The following is a 16,896-nucleotide window of genomic DNA, read 5'->3' on the forward strand; positions in this document are numbered from 1 at the left end:
TGAACGGCACCATCACCAATGGTCGAGGTCGACTAGAAATTCATACATGGTACGAAAAATTTGTAAATTTAAATAAAGTAAATCTTAATTGTCCATTTGATACTGTGAATAAAAGACGTAAATACGGTCGCACGATAAAACGTCTGAATCATTTTGAACACAATATAAAATTAGATTTATAAAGCGCAAAAAAGACCCGAGAAAGAGAAAGAAAAGGTCTTTTTTTGTTTTTAATGAAAGGCTGGCTGGGATCGGCGCGTTAATCGGATCAAATTCTTGTTGTTCGGTGAAAATAAAGTGTTAGACTGAAAAATATAGTTGTAGACTGAGAAAATAAAGTATTAGACTCACTCGGCGGCCTCGTTACGGGCAGGATAGCTCAATGCGTTCGAGTCATTTCATCCGATTTCGGATGCCCCCGATTATCCACAGCAGCAGAGGGATACCGAACAAGAATATCGGGAAAACGACATTTTTCCAGAAGAGGGGGAACATTACTTGAGATTCGTCCACGGTTCGCGGGAAAAGGGCGACGGCCAAGACCAGAGAGGCGACAATCCAAAGCACGCGGCGCCAATTCCGGATATGAAACAATTGAGCCGTCCCATAGCTCGTGATGAACAAATAGAGGCCTAATTTGACGAAAACGGTGAAGCTCATGCCGACGACCAGAAAAATATCGAGATTCTGAATGAATTCCATGACGGAAATGTACTGACTGATGGTATATACGGGATACTGCAGCTTGGCCGGAACGGTACTGCCAAGCATCATTATCGTATCGATAACGGTGTTCAACAGCACAACCGCGACGATTCCCACCCCCCACAAGCCGGTGGATAACGCCTTTCTTTTATTTCCAATAAAGGCGATCAGCATCACGATCATGACCGACTCGCTCATGAAGGATGCCGCAGGAGAGCTCCCTGACAGCACCGGCATCCAACCAGCCGCGGGCATGAGCGGAAGCAGGCGATCCAGGTGGAGATCTTTCAGGGAAAAGATCCTGAACAAAATGAGGTTGAAGACGACGATGGGTCCGATGACTTCGCTGCAGCGTCCGACGATATGGATGCCGCCGTGGACCGCGTAGAGAATAACGAGCAACATAATCAGGATAACGACCCATAAAGGCGTCTTGTTGAACAAGGCCATATGCACGAAGTCTGCATATTCACGCAGGACGATCCCGGCTACGACAGTCCACGTCAACAAATATGCGAAGATAATCGTGTTGCCTAACCATTTGCCGATTATTTTCGGGACGTATTCGACGAACGTGTCCTCCGGATAGAGAAGGCTCAGTTTGGCTGCGATATAGGTCGCCAGCACGGACACGGCACCGGCCAAGAGCATGGCAAGCGGAGCACCTTGGTGTGCTGCTTTGAACGTCGGGCCGATCACCAGCAAGATCGTCATACCTGATTCCATCGAAAACAACAGCCAAAACAATTGATAGTTCGTCAGCTTCATCTCGAGCTCCTTACGGTTTATTGAGAGGCGGCCCTTGGAGGCCGATTCGCTTGATCCTCACGCGCGAATGAACGGTAACTTTCGCATCCGAGAACACCTGCTCCCAATGATCATTCAACTGTGCCCACGCTTTGGGATTCTGCCGACTAACGGCTTGTCCGAAATGGAACACGTCGACTTTAAATTGCTTTTGCGCCTTTTGGATGATGCCTAATTGTTTTTTCTCGATATGGCGGTTCATCTCGTCTTCGAAGGCGCGCAGATCGTCGGGATTTCGAAGATCAACGGCCGGCTGGCTCTCCAGAACAACGCCGCTGCCTTTCAGGTCGACGTCGATTTCAACCCGGTCGGCTTTGACTGCTGAGCGAATGCTGGCATGCAGTTGGTTCACTTCCGTATTGAACCTCCCTCTTCCGTTCGGCAAATCCACCGTGATCGGAATGCGGACCGTTTCGCCCGTGATCCATAACCGATAGGCGGATTCGATCCGATTCAAATAACCGGCCAATTGCTGGTTCCGGTTAAGAATCGCACGTCCGTAGACTTGTAACGATTTTTTTCGGAGCTTCGGATCGTACCGGATCTCCACGGCAGGAAGGGTTGGTCCGCTGCCTTCAACGTTTTGCTCGACTAATAACTCCAGTAACGAATTGCCGGTTGTCTTGCCGATAACATGCCTGATTTTGGAAAGCGCGATCGAGGGCATATTCTCGAGCGGATAGGACATTTGCATGAACTCGAGAGCGGTTCCTCCCTTCACGACCCAAATATCCGATTTGAGCCTGCTGTCGGGATCCCTGGTCACCGTGTCCATGAAATTGGAGAGGCCGGCCTTCACCATTGCCTCTCCGTAGAAGATATTATTGCGATGTCCGCGGGTGATCCTTCGCGACAGCTTGAGCTGCATATCCCAAAAGCAGTCCGGCGCTGTCTTTCCGACCCCCGTCTCGATTAGGAAGGGTTTTTTTAATCCGCCGCCGGCTTCTCCGGACTTTGTCGGAACCATGAATTGTCCAATCACCAATATTGTTCCGTCCTCGAGCAGATCGACGCCGGAACCAAGCTCGAATAAGCTGTCGTTCAGCTCGCGGCGATCCCAGCATCCGGTTAACAGAAGCAGGAGAAGGATGGACGCCAGCAAGCCAGGTCGTTTGCTCAGCATATTACCTCCGTCTAGGCTTTCGAATAATCGAGGCCTGAGTTGAGTTCATTTTCCGCCTGGGAGCGCGTATGAGAACATCCTTGATTTGGCCCGGTTGAAAAGGAGCGATCGGGGATAAATAGGGAACGCCGAACGACTCCAACTTGGCCATATGTATCAAGATGATGAGCGTTCCCATGGTGATTCCGAACAAGCCAAACGCTCCCGAACTAATCAGTAGCGGAAACCGAAGAATACGGAACGGGATACTCATGTTGTAACGGGGGATGGCGAAAGACGCGATCCCGGTTAACGAGACGATAATGACCATTGGCGCGGACACGATTCCAGCCTTGACCGCGGCTTCCCCGATGACCAGGGCACCGACAATGCTGACGGCGGAGCCGACGGCTTTCGGCAGGCGTACGCCCGCCTCGCGCAAGCCTTCGAACAGAAATTCCATCAACAAGGCTTCGATGACGCCCGGGAACGGAACGCCTTCGCGGGCCGACGTGATGTTTTGCAAGAAGTTCGTTGGAAGCAGCTGCGGATGAAACGTCGTAATCGCCACGTACAGGGAGGGCAGGTACAAGGAAATGGCGAACAAAATAAACCGGGCCCACCTCACCAGCGTGGCATACATAAACCGCTCGTAATAATCCTCGCCGGCTTGGAAGGCCGTCCAGAAGGTGATCGGCACGATCAGGGCTTGAGGCGTTCCGTCGGTCAAAATCGCGACTCTCCCATCCATCAGGCTTGCCGCCACGATATCCGGACGCTCGGTATTCATGACTTGAGGGAAGGGACTGAACGATCGATCTTCAATGAGTTCTTCGATATAGCCGGATTCCAGCACGATATCCAATTGAATGCCGGACATTCGCTGTTTGACGAGCTCGATCAAGTCCGGGCGCGCTTGCCCCTCCACGTAGGCGATGACGATTCTCGTCTTGGAAAACGTACCGAGAACGACAGGTTCCAGCTTTAGATTAGGCGTTTGAATTCTTCGGCGAATGAGGCTCGTATTGGTTTGAAGCGTCTCGGTAAAGCTCTCTCTGGGCCCGCGGATGGCCACCTCGATGGCCGGTTCTTCGACTCCCCGGTGCTCCCAGCTGGACGCTTCAAGAAGAATCGCTTCCGGCTCGCCGTCGACGAAGACGGCCAGGTAAGCGCGTAAGACCGATTCGACGATTTCTTGCAACCGGCTCTCGCTTCGGATCGACCGTACGACTGCAAAATGCTCCTTCAAGAGCGGATAGTCGACCGTATCGTTGCCGCCGGCGCCGGTTTTCTCCAATACCCAAGATTGAAAGAGCGGTGACGTGATTACGTTCTTGTCGATCATTCCGTCGACATAGACCATGAGAATCTTACATTCGTCGGACAAGTCGACACGTTGAAAGACGACGTCGAAGCAATGCTCGAATAGCTGCCGAAGCAAGGCTTCATTCTCAGCCAAACCGTCGCTGATCGTTTCCCTGGGATAGGAAACGGGATTCGGTGAGGAGATCAAGGTCACACGCCCCCTTAGTTTTTCCATATTATTCTTCGTGTGGCGATCTTTTATGCAAGAGAGAGAGAAGACCCTCGCTTCTTCGGAGATGTATATTTCAGGAAGATAAAAGTCATTATAGATGCTAGCGAATCGGGGTGATATCGGATCGCAAAGGAGGAGAAAAATGGGAAAACTTGAGGGCAAAGTGGCATTAATTACGGGAGGCAATAGCGGGATCGGTCTGACAGCCGCAAAATTGTTCATCGCGGAAGGCGCAAAGGTCGTGATTACGGGCCGGAATCCAACCACGTTAAACGCGGCGGAGGAGGAGCTTGGTTCTAATGTCCTTGCGATTCAGGCGGAAGCAGCTGATCCGGCCGACATGGAAAACGTGGTAGCGCAGGCCGTCGCAACCTTTGGCAGACTGGATATCGTATACGCGAATGCCGGCATTTCATCGCCAACGCCTCTAGGAGGCACGGAGCTGTCGGTTTTCGAGGAAGTCCTTAAAGTGAACGTAACCGGCGTCTTTTTTACCGTACAAGCCGCCCTGCCTCATCTGAAGGAAGGCGCTTCGATCATCTTGACCGGCTCAACACGCGCGACTGACGGTGCACCGGCAAGAGCCGCCTATTCGGCAAGCAAAGGAGCCATCAGCAGCATGGCCAGAGTGCTCGTGACCGAGTTGTCACCGCGGGGCATTCGCGTAAACACGGTGGTGCCGGGAGCGACGCGCACTCCCATCTGGAAAAAGTCAACGTCCGAAGAAACCACAAAGCTTGAAGCTTCGCAAGCGCGGACCATCCCGCTTAACCGGATGGGCGATCCGGAGGAAATCGCCCATGTCGCCTTGTTCCTCGCTTCCGATGATTCTTCATTCGTGCAAGGAGCGGAAATAACTGTTGACGGGGGAGCGCGCTCGGCGCCGCTAGGAGCACCTATCTACCGTCAATGATAATGGCTTATCATCATCCAAATTTATAGGAGTGCTGGGAAAATGATTAAAATGGAAAAGCAATTGTAAACCGCGACCGTAAACGTGGAAGGCGGGAGGGAAGGCCGTACGTTTCGAGCGACGGCATCCTTAACGTATGCATGCGGGTTCCAAGAGTGCGATCCTCCATAGCCGGTCTTCTATTGGTGGACTTGATGGACCCGAATAATGATTTCTTGGCTTTGGAAGGCAAACACTACCCGCGATCGAATATATAAAGGCTAAAGATAATGGAAAGTACGGGGAGAAGAATTAGCCAACAGAACATTACGCTAACGGGTAACTATAGTTGAGGGGCTTGCTTCGCGGCAGCTCCTCTTTTGCACGAGTAAGCGGAAAACTTTGAAAGAAGGGTTGTTTTCTATGAAAAAATGGAAGTTAACTGAGGGTGACTAGCATCGATACGGGCTTTTAACAGCTTGTTCTGACAACAACAATGGAAAGGTAGAACCGAAAGCATCGACACAGGATTCTGGAGGACCTACAAGCACAGCGACCACTACGGCCGCTGCATGAGATGCTGCCCCCGCTTTTTGTAGGGTTCAAACTCTTCTTTATAGAACAGCGTCCCTAATAGATGGGCGTCTGCGGCATCCGTCTTTAACCTTCGCAAATTGGTTTTCTTGGCGTTATGTGAGATTAAAGGATTAATGACGATGTTCAAATACTGGTGCTCATCCAGAAACTGAACAACGGGGCTTTGATAATGGCCTGTTGCTTCCATAACAATTGCAGGACGAATCCCTGCTGCCGATTCCACACCTCTAATATAACTTAGAAAAGACTCTAGACCTTCTAGATCATGATTAAACCTAAAGATCTTCCCATGAGGTACTCCACGGTCTAAAAAAGCTTGTGCATGGCTCTCTCCCTTTGAACATCCACACCAATGACTGGATTCATGACATCACTCCTGTAGTGTTTTCACCGGTAACCCCTAACCTTCTTGTCTTCCACACTATCGCATGTGATACGGGATTCATTTCCCAACCAACCTAACCATGGTTGAACAAGTAGGGGGGATGAACTGAATAGCTCTCGGAATCCAAGTCCCACGGGCAGAAACGTTCGATCCCCGGCTACCGCTATAATAAGACCACACAAAAATGAGGTCTACCAGAAAGATCTGGTGACCTCATAATACGAACGGGCAGGATACTTCCAATACGGGATAATATACTTGAAATATCACGGTGTATCTTAAAAAATTCAAACTCCTTTGGAAATTATTGTTACAATAAAAGTAGAACTTTTTTGGAAGAGGTGTATGTAGACATGCATGCTTTCGTACGAAATGACGATATTCTTGGTGATTTGTTCTTACCCGAACCTAAGAATGCAAATGGAATTGGAATAGTTTGGTGCCCAGGTTTACCCAATACACCTACTGCGGAGGATATGGCAGCACCTCTTTCAAATGCTGGGTTTGTTGTTTTACAGGCCAGGTACCCAGGAAGTTGGCAAAGTTTTGGAAAGTTTGGTCCTTCAAGCTCAATACAAGGAGCAATTAAAGGATTAGAACTTCTTTCAAAAAGTAGAGCAATAGATTTGGCTACTGAAAATGTGGTTGAATGGTCATGTAATCGACTTGTTTTGGTAGGAAATAGCTATGGTGGTGGGGTAGCCGCATGTACGCTTGCATTGACTGACTTAGCGGCATCAGCGGTTTTATTTTGCCCTTTACTTGATCCAGCAAATCAAAATTCATATACAACTCAGCCCGAGAATGATCTAACTACACTCTTGCCTTACTTAAAGAGATGTCATGAAAATGTTTTTCGGGATATTGATGAAGGCGAGTGGAGTGATTTTTTAAAAGGAAAGAGTATTTTAAATCCGTCTAAATATATTGAAACCCTTCGTAATCGTAAATTACTATTAGTTCATGGTCAGGAAGACAAAACAATTTGCCCTTCCCATACACAGGATTATTATAATAATTTAATTGCTATCGGTGCGACGAAAACAGAAATTTTCTTGGTTGATGGTGTAGGACACGGAAAGGTCCTGCGATCAAAGACTTGGGAATATTGGACGAACTGGATTCCGACAGCTCTCACTTTTTGTCATCCGCAAGGGGTTTCATCGAATTATAGACATATGTATAAAATACTATGTAATCTACATATACACAAACGACATAAAACAATGATAATTACGCGATGTTCTATGGATTGTGACACAATACACAGAACATCTACTAAGGGGCAGCACCGCGCTGTCCTTTTTTGTCGTAGCACTTCAAAAGGAGGTGCTTCCTTTGTTGTTATATTATAGTTGCTATTTACATTGCATATATCTCACATTGCTGCCACATTTAAAAAGCAAGACTCTTAAAACTTTCACTAAATTAAAATTTACAATTAGAAAAGAGATAGTAGGAATGAGAACGCAGAGGATGTTCAAATTATCAAAGAATACACTTTATTACCTTTATTGCTCGATATATTAACCAGGGACATGCTATGTAAATGTTTTGCGGCAGCGGATAAAGGGGTGCTTTTTAGTTTAATACATCAAACCAAATTGTTGTTGACAGCCGAACGACATTGGAGTTATGATGAAATCATTCCAGTTAGTTCGTTCTCAGAACGAACTAAAGTAAAGGGTGATGCTCATTGGCAGATAAACAGATTATTACTGCTAACACAAACTTCATGCGGAAGATGAACCAAAGCTTGGTTTTGGATTTGATCCGCAGCGAGGAATGGATTTCACGGGCGGATATCGCCAAAAGATTGAAAATCAGCAAGTCCACCGTCTCTGCATTAGTTGATGACTTGATTCGGCTACGTTTGGTGGAAGAAATTGGATCAGGTAGTTCAACTTCGGACGGAGGACGAAGGCCAACTCATCTCGCTTTTAACCTGAAAGCCGGCTATGTCGTCGGTATTGAACTGGGCGGCAATCAAATGCTGCTGCTTATTTCGGATTTGATGGGCAATTTAGTTTTCAAAGCGAAAACGGATACGCTTGTCGGTAAAGGGGATATAACTTCGCGTCTGATCGCCTTCACGAAGGAGAGCATCGAAGCTTCCGGGATCCCTCTTGCGGATATGATCGGCATAGGCGTGGCGGTTCCGGGTATTTGTGACATTAACAATCGAATTGTTTTGCAAGCGCCTTCTTTGAATTGGATTCAGGTTCCTCTATGGGACGTTCTTGAAAGCGAATTCAATAAACCTGTGTATATCGACAACGACGTCAACTTGGCGGCGATGGGCGAAAGATGGATCGGGGCCGGCAAAGGAGTCGACAACCTGTTGATGGTTAGCTTTGGGACCGGTGTCGGCGCCGGAATTATAACCGATGGCAAATTGGTACGAGGCTATCGTTATTCGGCGGGTGAAATCGGTTACTTCTACGATGTTCGTGATTGGCAGGACGAGCAGTTTAACCGCATTTCCACCTTCGGTACGTATGAGAACCGCACTTCGCTTCACGCGGTTGACGCTTTAATCCAAGCAGAAATCGACAAGGGGCAATCGACGATTTTACGGAAGCCGTCAGAGGGTATAGCCTCTTACGATGATCTTGCATGGGCGGCGGAAAAACACGACGATGTTGCGCTGACTGCGCTCGATACAGTCACTACGTACATGGCATTGGGAATAGCCAATATGGCCAGCATGTTAAATCCAGAGGTTATAATAGTGGGAGGTGAGATGGAGCAAGCTGGTCCTTATTTGGTGGAACAAATCCGCAGGAAGCTGGTGAAGATGGTCCCGATTCCGTTTCAAATTATGTCTAGTACATTGAAGAAGGAAGCGGAAGCATTAGGGGCGATTGCCATAGTATTGGAAGATATGAACCGTCTGGTTCTCTGAAAGCACGTGAAACAAATACATTTTATGATGGGGGTTTACACATGAAAAAATGGTTAGGAATTAGTTTGGCGTCAATGATGGCAATCGGTATGGCAGGATGCTCGAATGGAAACACGAATAATACCGCGAACTCCACGGTCGCGCCAAATAATGGGTCCTCAGCGCCAAGCAGTCAGGCAAAGCAAGCTTTGACGATTTGGGACTGGACCGATCCTTATGCCGATCAATATAAAAAGCCGATGGACATCGTGCTTGCAAAATATAAGCAAGAAAACCCGAATGTCGAATTGAACATCGAGAAAATTACTAACGACGACATGCGGACCAAATTATTGGCTGCCGCTTCTGCGGACAATCTGCCTGACGTGGCTTATCTTGATGGTCAGTCGCTCGCGGAATTCCAGAAATCCGGCCTCATCACTCCACTGGATGAATTCGTTCAGAAGTGGGGTCAGAAGAACGATTTCCCGAAAGCGGTCTGGGATTCGGTCGTATTTGATGGTAAGACCTACGGTATTCCTGGCGACGGCGACGTAAGAACGCTGCTTTACCGGAAGGATGCGTTCGAAAAGGCAGGTCTGGACCCGAATAAGCCGCCGAAAACATGGTCGGAATTGATCGATGTGGCTCAAAAACTGACGGCTGCCAAAGATAAAACCGGCATCCCTTACGGTTTCGGCATGAACGGAGGTAATTCCGAGCATACATCGATGCGCTCGCTTCCATATATTTGGGATTTGGGCGGCGACTTCGTAACTACAGACGGCCAACCGACGCTGAACAGCGAGCCAGTCGTAAAGACGCTTCAGTTTATGACTGATCTCGTACAAAAATATAAAGTGTCTCCTCCTGATAGCTACTTGAGAACGAAGAAAGAAGTCGCTCAAGCCGTTATAGGCAACGAAACTGCGATGGCAATCGTCGGCTCATGGGAATGGCGTTCGGATGCCAACTTCTTGAATGCTGCTAACCTGAAGGACAACCTTCTTTCCGCACCGATTCCGCTTGCGGACGGCGCGAAGGTTACCGAGCCTTATACGGCGGTAGGCTACGGTACGTGGGTCATCTTCAACAAGTCCAAAGTAAAGGATACTGGCTGGAAGTGGATCGAGATGGTAACGAGCCCTGAGCACGAGGTTAACATTTTTAAAGATGGTACAGGTAACATGCCGCTGCGCGTATCGGCTTACAAAGACCCGATCTTCAGCAGCAGCCCGATATTCAAAACATTCATCGACGTCGTTCCGAATGCGCGTCCGCGTCCGAAGACGTCCAGCTACGAAGTGCTGTCCCAAACTTATCGTACCGCGGTACAGGAGGCGCTGTCGGGTAAGAAATCTCCGCAGCAAGCACTTGACGACGCACAAAAAGCAGCTCAATCCAAGATTGGTAAATAAAATTTGAACGAGGTGCGGCGCTCAATTATAAAAGCGCCGCTCTTGTTTTCTGGAAGGAGATTTTGGTTTCTATGCCCAGCTTGCGAAAAAGCGACTTGCCTATAGCCGTACTGCTTCTGCTTCCCGTCTTTTTGTTTGTCGGCGTGTTCGCCTTTTTTCCCGCTTTCTATGCTGCATATTTAAGCTTTTACCGTAGCGATTTCTTGATCATGAATAACCACTTTGTCGGTCTGGACAACTATGTGAAGGTACTGAAGGACGGAGAGTTCTGGTCCTCACTCGCCAAAACGCTCTCCTTCACGTTTTGGTCCGTGCTCGGCCAGTTTGTCTTAGGCCTTCTGCTTGCGCTTGTATTAAATCAGAAAATTAAAGCGACAACTACGCTGCGGGTGCTGATTACGATTCCATGGACACTGTCTCCGGTAGTTATCGCGGTCATTTTTCAGGCGTTATATGTGCCAAATCGGACCGGACTGCTTAATTATTTCCTCATGTCCTTGGGCATTGTCGATCAACCGATCGCCTGGCTTGGGATCGGAACGGCCATGGCGATGGTCGTTGTTGCGAACATATGGTTCGGGATGCCATTTTCCCTGATTATGCAGCTTGCCGGTCTTCAGTCGATTCCCAATGACGTCTATGAAGCGGCGACAGTCGACGGGGCGGGGCTGTGGCGGAAGTTTTTCCAAATCACGCTTCCTCTGTTGAAGCCTACGATTCTGGTGAATCTGATCTGGATTTCAATCAGCACGCTGAACGAATTCGACCTTGTGTTTGCGCTGACCGGCGGCGGTCCGATGAACCAAACGAACTTGCTCGGCATCGATATGTACAACACAGCTTTCAAAGCGGGTCAATTTGAAGTCGGATCTACGATTGCGATGCTGATGTTCATCATCAATGCGCTGCTCAGCCTCATTTACGTCAAAAGCTTGAAAACCGAAAATTACTACTAAGATACGATGTCTGATTAATCACAGGAGAATCGATAATGAAAACAAATCGAAGTTTTGTCTACGGAAGCTATATCATTGCCGTCTTCTGGGCGCTCATTTCGGTCATTCCGCTGCTCTGGATTGCCGGTCTCGCCTTTAAGGGGCAAAGCGAATGGACGGCATATCCGCCTACGCTGTGGCCGAAAAACCCGACGACGATCAATTTCGAGAGGGCCCTGCACAATTCGCCGATCCCGAATTATTTCATGAACAGCGTGATCGTTACGGTCGTGTCCTTGTTTTTCTCGCTGCTGCTCGGTTCTTTAGCCGCTTATGCATTCGCCCGCTTGCGATTTCCCGGGAGGAATTTCGGGTTCTATCTGATTTTCTCCACCCGGATGATTCCGGCTCTGCTGACGGTCATTCCGCTTTATGTGATCATGCACAAGCTTCACCTGCTCAATTCCCTGTGGTCGGTAATTTTGGCATATACCGCGACGGGCATTCCGATGGTCGTATTCGTCATGCGCGGATTTTTTGAGGGACTCCCCAAAGAGATCGAGGAAGCAGGTATGATCGACGGATGCAGCCGTATGCAGTCATTTTTCATGATAATGTTACCACTCGTTAGACCGGGACTAGCGGCGTCTGCGATCTTCGTGTTTGTCCGCACATGGAACGAATTCATCGTCGCCTTAACGCTCACATCGTCTGATACGATGAGAACACTTCCTGTGGGCCTGAGGAACGCAATGGGACAACGCATGGGCGAGCTTGGACCTATGGCCGCCTATGCTTTAATCGCCATTATTCCGATTATTATCGTCTTCCTGGTTTTCCAGAAGCATTTTGTAAGTGGTCTAGTGCAAGGATCTAACAAATAAAACCATAGAAAAGGAATGGAGAAAACATGAAACACGAACCTATTCAGGGAGGAACTCTTTCCACAGGACTTTGGCATGTGCCGGTCGAATACGACGTGTCGAATACGAAACTGATGGCTCAATATGATGGTATCGGCGGAATTCGCAAATATTCAGTCGCGGGCAAATGGAGAATGCTGAAAGAAGCGTCTTGGTACTGCGGTTGGAGCGTTAACGGCGAGCTTACCCCTAACGATGTACGCAAGCAAGTGACCTGCCGTGGAAAAAAACAGCGGATCGCCTACGACACTTTCCGTTCTGTCAACATGAACGTGGAACAGTATTGCCATTCGAATGAGAATGTTTTGTATACCGTCTATCAGGTTCATAATACTGACGGTAGCGCGGTGATATTCGATCTGCACTTCGGGTTCGAGATTGACGCGGAATCCTATTATTCTTACAACATCCGGCGGTTCCGGAAAGCGGAAGCAGTCGTTCCGGCGGTAACGCCCGAGAACTCCATGGGCTTCACCATGACGATAGCTGAGGATTTCTCATTACAGTATCGTTCGAATCACTCACTGGAACAGCTTGTCCATGAAGACGGCAGATGCAATATCCACTATCGGTTGACGATTGATCCAGGGCAGACGGAACGATTGGTATTTGTCATTACAGCAGGCGCGGCTGTAGCCGTAACACAAATGGATGCATGGCTCGCGGCAAGTCAAACCGCCGCTACCGCTGTTGACAAAGAGAATGTTTGGTTGGAGGAAACGTTCAGCTCCAGGGACAAAGAACTGAATGCCCTGTACGGTTTTTGCTTGAACGCTTCGCTGTCCTCCTTCAAGAATTTGGGCGGGGGCTTTCGCGGCTATTTCGCGGGAATCGATTACCAAAGTCCGCCGCGGACTTACTTCCGTGACGGTTATTGGACGCTTCTGCCAACCTTGCCGTACAAACCGGATTGGGTGCGCGGCCAGATTTTGACGCTGGCTAACGGGATTCTGGAAAATGGCTCCTGCCCAAGTGCCGTCATTTACAATCAGGATAACGGACAGTACGAGCCGTTTTGGCCGGATCATTACGATTCGCCTTCGTTTTTTGCCATGATGATTTACGATTATTTGGCGTGGACGCGAGACTTCAGCCTGCTGGAGGAGAATGTCAACGGGAACACCGTGGAAGCATTGATGGAAAAAGCTTTGGGTTACCTGACAAGCTTCGTCTCTCAGGACGGTTACTTATTTATGAAGCCTGAGAACCGCAGAGACTGGGCGGATAATGTCTTCCGCGAAGGCTACGCGGTGTATGATCTGGCATTGTACATTCGCGCCCTATCCGGGGCGTCGTCCATTTATTGCTTGCTGGGGCAAACGGAAAAGGCGGACGATTACGGAAACCGCAGCCGAGGTGCGAAGGAACAGCTAAAGCACCTCATGAAGGAAGACGGTTTCTTCAATTACAAAAATAGCAATGGAGCCGTCGAACCAAACATCTCCATCGAATTGTCGCTGCTGATTTTGTACGGCATTCTGGATGAAGCGGAGCAGCAATCTTTGCTGGCTGAAATGGCAGCTCAATTGGAAACCCGCAACAACAAGGAGCAGCTTTTCGGCGATTGGGGGACCATGGCCGTTTATCCATTCTATAAACATGTGCATCACCTGGTCGAAAAAACGATGGCGCCATATCGTTACCACAACGGTGGCGACTGGCCGTATATGAGCGGGATCTATGCGTGGGCCAAATTATGGGCAAAAGACGAGGGCTGGCGTTATCCGCTGACCCGCTGGTTCCAGGCATCTCTGGAGAACGGATGGCTGACGCCAATCGAGTACTACGGGCCTGTGTACGGCAAAGGTTCCAACCTGCAAGGGTGGAGCGCAATGCCCGCAGCCGCCATGCTCATGGGCGGAGCAGGTTTGTGGCCGCGTCTTGAGGATGAGGAGCTCGCGCTTCAAACGCCACCTTGGGGAGACTGCACGTTCAAACATATTCAATTTCGCGGACGCACATATCGGCTTTCATTTGCTGGTGGCAAGTGGGACATTCATAGCGATGCAATCAAAGCATAGCCTCTTTTTTTGACGAATTAAAATAGAATAGATTATAGAGACAGCACATAGAACCGCTGTCAGGACGGAGTGAGAGAGTGAGAAATACTGGAGTCCCCTTGCTGGTTGTCGATGGTGGAGGAACGAAATGCTTGGCCATGTTTCTCGGATCTGACCGTAGCGTGCTTGGAGAAGGACGATCGGACGGGTGCAACTACCAGACGGTAGGGGAAACCGGTGCCCGGGAATCGCTCAGACAGGCGATCACTCAGGCGCTCGGTCAAATTGAAGTAATAACCGGAGACGATCCGGAAACGATAAAAGTGGAATGTGCGGTTTTCGGCATGGCGGGCCTTGATACGGAACGGGATCACGAGGTACTGACCCGTATCATTAGGGACGTTTTGAAAAGCGAGCGCATTGAGGCAAATAAAGTGATCGTCGAAAATGATGCCTTGATTGCCTTATTCGGCGCAGCAGGAGGCCAGCCCAGCGTATTGGTCATCTCAGGAACAGGATCTATCGTATGTGGGGTAAATGAATTGGGACGCTATGTGCGTAGCGGTGGCTGGGGCCACGTGGCTGGAGACGAAGGTAGTGGGTATTGGATCGGTAAGAAAGCCGTTGCATCCGTTTTTAAAATGCTCGACGGCAGAGGAGAGACAACACTTCTTCGCGACGGAATCCTGACCTTTTTGGGCCTTGAGAATGCCGAGGATTTGTACAACTGGATTTATGGCGAAGCGTATTCCGTTGATAAAGTTGCGGATCTGTCAGCGATCGTCAAGAAATGCGTGGATGAAGGAGATGCCGTCGCCATGAGTATCGTGGAACAATCGGCGCATGAGCTGTTCTCCGGCGTAATGGCGGTTTTGAAGGAATTGAAGATGGCGAACGACCCGTTTCAGCTGTTTTTGCAGGGTGGGGTCTTGTCGCATGTGCCGGAAATCCAAACCAAGCTGATGGGACTTCTAGACACAGCGGTTCCAGGTATGTACCAAGTTGCTGCTGACACTGCGCTCGAACCGATCAACGGAATTATTTCCAAAGGATTCGATTGGCTGAACAAGCACAGGCAAGAAATCGCCAAACGATAGCATAAAGGCAACGATATGGAGTCGTGTATTTTTTGCGGATGTTATTTAAAAGGGGACCACTTATGAGGAAAATCTATGATATATGGTGTCATACATTATATTGTTATTTGTTTTCTACAGAAAAATAAGTTGTTAGTTTTCCCCCCTCATAACAAACAAATAACGAAGCACATTTATGCTTCGTTATTTGTTCTATTATTCTGAATGTGTCATACAGGATCTGGAGTATTTGCTCGAACATCAAAGCTAAAAAAGCTTTTGAACTCCAAGGCAAGCATTCTGTAATTGTATTAAAGGACTACTTGATTTATTTCGTAAATTGAACTTTCTTCAACATTCAACAAAATTTTAGAATACTATTCTTTGGTCGATTTTATACAAATGTCTAAAACATTAATAATAACCTCTTTGTATCAAGGTTTTTGTCTAATGACACAAATGCTGCCCGTTACTCTCGTTCTCACTGTTATCCAGTATGATGCTTTGAAATAAATATACCGGATTGCACCATTTTAGGCTTATTAATTGCAAAAAAGAGACCTCTCGGGACGCGATTACTACAACAAGCTGAAGAATGCTCCTCCTCATGGTAGATGTCCAATATGCGGCCAGCGCCCCGTCGCGCAGTTAGATCATCACTTGGCTAAATCGAAGTATCCCTCACTTGCCGTGACACCGATCAACCTTGTACCAGCATGCGCAGACTGTAATTTTATTAAAACTGCTCTATCCCCTTCGAAATGTGAAGAAGAAACACTTCATCCATACTTCGACAACGTATCGATAGATCAGTGGTTATTTGCGACCGTCGAGCAAACGAATCCCGTTGCCTTGAAATATGAAGTGCGGCCGCCAACACACTGGCCACCCGTCTTAGGCGAACGCGTGAAATACCATTTTGAAACGTTCGGACTTGCGAGCTTATTCGCTTCTGATGCGGCAGTTGAGTTAAGTGAATGGCACCATGAACTACAACGACTCTCCGAAGATAAAACCGGTGCTGAGGTTCAGCGTTTTTTACATCGAGGTTACGTCTCCGCCTCCCACATGCACTTGAACTCGTGGAGGACGGCCATGTATCAAGCGCTGGCTGTAGACGAATGTTTTTGTACCGTAGGGGCTGCACAATAATATCAAAAGGAGCAGTTATCATTGAATATAGGTGAAGCCTAAACCGTTGTGGGGTTCAGATGATGAATTTGCATTGGTACAAAGACTTTGATCGAATTGTTCCGTATCTATTTGACCTGTTGATATATATTTAAAAATGATCAATTGAACTCTAACTGTATCTATAGCGTAATTAACCTTCAAGTCTGAGGCTGCCGAGTAAACCGGCAGCCTTTTCTAAACTAAACATTCCTCCCTCTGTATGAAAGGTTTTTCTCGCTAATGCTCGCTCATTCGCAGGATATCTACCCCTTTTATGGTGGATACCGATTGAATTTCTGGGATAGTTAACAGACTCTATGAAATTTAGGCATGCGGGAACAGAGGGAAAGTACCAGACTAAAGATGTGAAAGTTTGTGCCCCCCATGATTCCGTAGTAGCTGCGGCAAAACTTATGCGTGATATCAATTGTGGATCTATTCCAGTTTGTGAAGGCAAGAAAG

General features: G+C 48.2%; 14 protein-coding genes and 1 pseudogene. 11 read left to right on the forward strand and 4 right to left on the reverse strand.

Features of this window, described 5'->3' with window-relative positions; translation table 11 throughout:
- On the forward strand, positions 1 to 182 hold a 182-nt coding region (locus tag GC098_RS39660; RefSeq protein WP_216625491.1), incomplete at its 5' end, for a hypothetical protein.
- A gap of 211 nt (positions 183 to 393) precedes the next feature.
- Here the strand turns inward: GC098_RS39660 and GC098_RS31410 are convergent.
- The 3 genes from GC098_RS31410 to GC098_RS31420 are packed head-to-tail and all read right to left on the reverse strand — an operon-like array spanning position 394 to position 4,133.
- Positions 394 to 1,473: a GerAB/ArcD/ProY family transporter gene (locus GC098_RS31410; protein ID WP_171647628.1), complete on the reverse strand. Its 1,080-nt coding sequence runs from the start codon at positions 1,471 to 1,473 to the stop codon at positions 394 to 396.
- Between the two features lie 10 nt (positions 1,474 to 1,483).
- Complete coding sequence (locus tag GC098_RS31415; RefSeq protein WP_171647630.1) at positions 1,484 to 2,635, reverse strand: Ger(x)C family spore germination protein; 1,152 nt, start codon at positions 2,633 to 2,635, stop codon at positions 1,484 to 1,486.
- Between the two features lies 1 nt (position 2,636).
- The gene (locus tag GC098_RS31420; RefSeq protein WP_376774011.1) at positions 2,637 to 4,133 is read right to left on the reverse strand and encodes a spore germination protein; all 1,497 of its coding nucleotides are present in this window, start codon (positions 4,131 to 4,133) and stop codon (positions 2,637 to 2,639) included.
- 160 nt (positions 4,134 to 4,293) lie between these two features.
- Between GC098_RS31420 and GC098_RS31425 the strand changes: the two genes are divergently transcribed.
- On the forward strand, positions 4,294 to 5,064 hold the full coding sequence (locus GC098_RS31425; protein WP_171647634.1) for an SDR family NAD(P)-dependent oxidoreductase: 771 nt from the start codon (positions 4,294 to 4,296) through the stop codon (positions 5,062 to 5,064).
- Between the two features lie 550 nt (positions 5,065 to 5,614).
- Here GC098_RS31425 and GC098_RS31430 read toward each other — a convergent pair.
- A pseudogene (locus GC098_RS31430) lies at positions 5,615 to 6,006 on the reverse strand (IS110 family transposase); the annotation flags it as partial.
- Positions 6,007 to 6,378: 372 nt separating this feature from the next.
- Between GC098_RS31430 and GC098_RS31435 the strand changes: the two are divergent.
- The 9 genes from GC098_RS31435 to GC098_RS41845 form a co-directional block, all read left to right on the forward strand.
- A complete protein-coding gene (locus GC098_RS31435) occupies positions 6,379 to 7,380 on the forward strand; it encodes an alpha/beta hydrolase family protein (RefSeq protein WP_171647636.1) in 1,002 nt (333 codons plus the stop codon).
- A gap of 341 nt (positions 7,381 to 7,721) precedes the next feature.
- Complete coding sequence (locus GC098_RS31440) at positions 7,722 to 8,930, forward strand: ROK family transcriptional regulator (RefSeq protein WP_171647638.1); 1,209 nt, start codon at positions 7,722 to 7,724, stop codon at positions 8,928 to 8,930.
- Positions 8,931 to 8,971: 41 nt separating this feature from the next.
- Positions 8,972 to 10,327, forward strand: a complete 1,356-nt coding sequence (locus GC098_RS31445) for an ABC transporter substrate-binding protein (RefSeq protein ID WP_171647640.1) — start codon at positions 8,972 to 8,974, stop codon at positions 10,325 to 10,327.
- A 71-nt stretch (positions 10,328 to 10,398) separates the two neighbouring features.
- The gene (locus tag GC098_RS31450; RefSeq protein WP_171647642.1) at positions 10,399 to 11,283 is read left to right on the forward strand and encodes a carbohydrate ABC transporter permease; all 885 of its coding nucleotides are present in this window, start codon (positions 10,399 to 10,401) and stop codon (positions 11,281 to 11,283) included.
- A 35-nt stretch (positions 11,284 to 11,318) separates the two neighbouring features.
- Positions 11,319 to 12,146: a carbohydrate ABC transporter permease gene (locus GC098_RS31455; RefSeq protein WP_171647644.1), complete on the forward strand. Its 828-nt coding sequence runs from the start codon at positions 11,319 to 11,321 to the stop codon at positions 12,144 to 12,146.
- A gap of 26 nt (positions 12,147 to 12,172) precedes the next feature.
- Complete coding sequence (locus GC098_RS31460) at positions 12,173 to 14,206, forward strand: amylo-alpha-1,6-glucosidase (protein ID WP_171647646.1); 2,034 nt, start codon at positions 12,173 to 12,175, stop codon at positions 14,204 to 14,206.
- Positions 14,207 to 14,283: 77 nt separating this feature from the next.
- Positions 14,284 to 15,282, forward strand: coding sequence for a BadF/BadG/BcrA/BcrD ATPase family protein (locus GC098_RS31465; protein ID WP_171647648.1), 999 nt, complete (start codon positions 14,284 to 14,286; stop codon positions 15,280 to 15,282).
- A 639-nt stretch (positions 15,283 to 15,921) separates the two neighbouring features.
- Positions 15,922 to 16,413 (forward strand): hypothetical protein, encoded by a 492-nt coding sequence (locus GC098_RS31470; RefSeq protein WP_171647650.1) that lies wholly within the window; start codon positions 15,922 to 15,924, stop codon positions 16,411 to 16,413.
- A gap of 338 nt (positions 16,414 to 16,751) precedes the next feature.
- A partial coding sequence (locus GC098_RS41845; protein WP_376774013.1) for a CBS domain-containing protein occupies positions 16,752 to 16,896 on the forward strand: 145 nt, incomplete at its 3' end.

The sequence above is a fragment of the Paenibacillus phytorum genome (assembly GCF_013141715.1).
In the GTDB taxonomy this organism is placed as follows: Bacteria; Bacillota; Bacilli; order Paenibacillales; family NBRC-103111; genus Paenibacillus_E; species Paenibacillus_E phytorum.